Source organism: Thauera sp. 2A1 (assembly GCF_009469595.2).
Taxonomy (GTDB): domain Bacteria; phylum Pseudomonadota; class Gammaproteobacteria; order Burkholderiales; family Rhodocyclaceae; genus Thauera.
This window is the reverse complement of the sequence record NZ_SSXV01000106.1, coordinates 1-1,458: the sequence shown is the minus strand read 5'-3', so window position 1 is coordinate 1,458 and position 1,458 is coordinate 1. Positions and strand designations below refer to the sequence as shown.

At 63.7% G+C, this 1,458-nt stretch carries 1 protein-coding gene; it reads right to left on the bottom strand.

Going from position 1 to position 1,458, the window contains the following annotated elements; all coding sequences use genetic code 11:
- Nucleotides 1-291: 291 nt before the first annotated feature.
- Entirely contained in the window at nt 292-1,314 is a 1,023-nt protein-coding gene (locus tag GH664_RS22710; RefSeq protein WP_153170308.1) for an IS110 family transposase, read from the bottom strand.
- Between the last annotated feature and the right edge of the window lie 144 nt (nt 1,315-1,458).

Below are 1,458 nucleotides of genomic sequence, written 5' to 3'. Positions count from 1 at the left end.
TCGCGGTCAAGCCCGCTTATATGGACGCCTCCCGGTTTGGCAAGTGAAGTTTGCATTTGACGCTTGAGGATCTGGCTGCAGTCTTATATCCGGCCTGTTGTGCAGACCCGATGTCTGCTGGCCCTGATGGAATTCGCTGGGGAAGGCCTCATCTCCTACGCGTCCTCGAAGGACAAGCGGGCTTGCAGGCTGATTTCCCCACGGTCCGACCTCTTACGCCATCATGCTTGCCTCAACCTGCGCAACCTTGGACGATCAACTCTGGGTTCGTGCTCCTGGCGCTGCTCGAGGTCACGCCAGTCCTTCTGCATAACGCCTTTTCTCGTAACACCGCCCGTAGGCCAGCAGGGCCCAGGCGGTGCGTGCCATCTTGTTGGCCAGGGCCACGACGACGGCGTTGATCGGTCTGCGTGCCAGCAGCCCGTCGATCCACGGATCGCGTTCCTTGGCGTGGGCGATGACCGCGCGTGCGCCATGGATCAGCAACTTGCGTAGGTACACGTCGCCCCGCTTGCTGATGCCCAGTAGCTTCACCCTGCCGCCGGTGCCGCTTTGTCGAGGCACCAGGCCGAGGAAGGCAGCGAACTCGCGCCCGCTGCTGAAGACCTTGGCATCGCCGATTGTGGCCACCGCGGCGGTGGCCGTGAGCACGCCCACACCGGGGATCTGCATCAGGCGCCGGGCGGCCTCGTCTTCCTTGCGCCACGCGGCCAGCTTGCGCTCGATCTCCTCGATGTCCCGGGTGAGCGTGTCGATGCGCGCCCGCTGCGCCTGGAGCGCCTCGAGCACCAGCGCCGGCAAGCTGTCTTCGAGTTGCGCCAGCGCTGGTGCCACCTCGGCCAGGCCCTTTTGCCGGCCGGCCGGCAAATTCACCCCGAACTCGTAGAGCAAGCCGCGCAACTGGTTGATCTGCATCGTGCGCATCTTCACCAACTGTTCGCGCATCCGGTGCAGCATCAGCACCGCCTGCTGCTGCTCGCTCTTGACCGCCACGAAGCGCCGCTCGGGGCGCTGCGCCGCTTCCCAGATCGCCTGGGCGTCGGCCGCGTCGGTCTTGTTGCTGCGCACGAACGGGCGCACGAACTTGGGCGCGATCAGTCGCACCTCGTGACCCAACCCGATCAGCCTGCGGGCCCAGTAATGCGCGCTGCCACACGCCTCCATCGCAACCACCGAGGCGCTGCGCTGAGCAAAAAACTTCACGATCTGCTCACGCTTGAGCTGACGGCGCTTGACCTCGCCCGTCTCGGCCTCCACCCAGTGCAACTGAAAAACGCGCTTTGCCAGATCCAGACCGAATGTCGTAACCTTCATCACGAGCCCTCCTTACCGTTTGTGGTCGTTTCGACACTTCCACTTTGGCACATCGATGCCGTCAGGTAACAGGAGGGCTCTTCTCATTGAAGAGCACTGCGGACCCATACCTGAGGCGGGAGGGAGGCGTCCATTACATCTCCT

Excerpts from the sequence above, each read along its gene's own strand:
- GH664_RS22710 (WP_153170308.1), bottom strand. The coding sequence starts at position 1,314 with ATGAAGGTTACGACATTCGGTCTGGATCTGGCAAAGCGCGTTTTTCAG.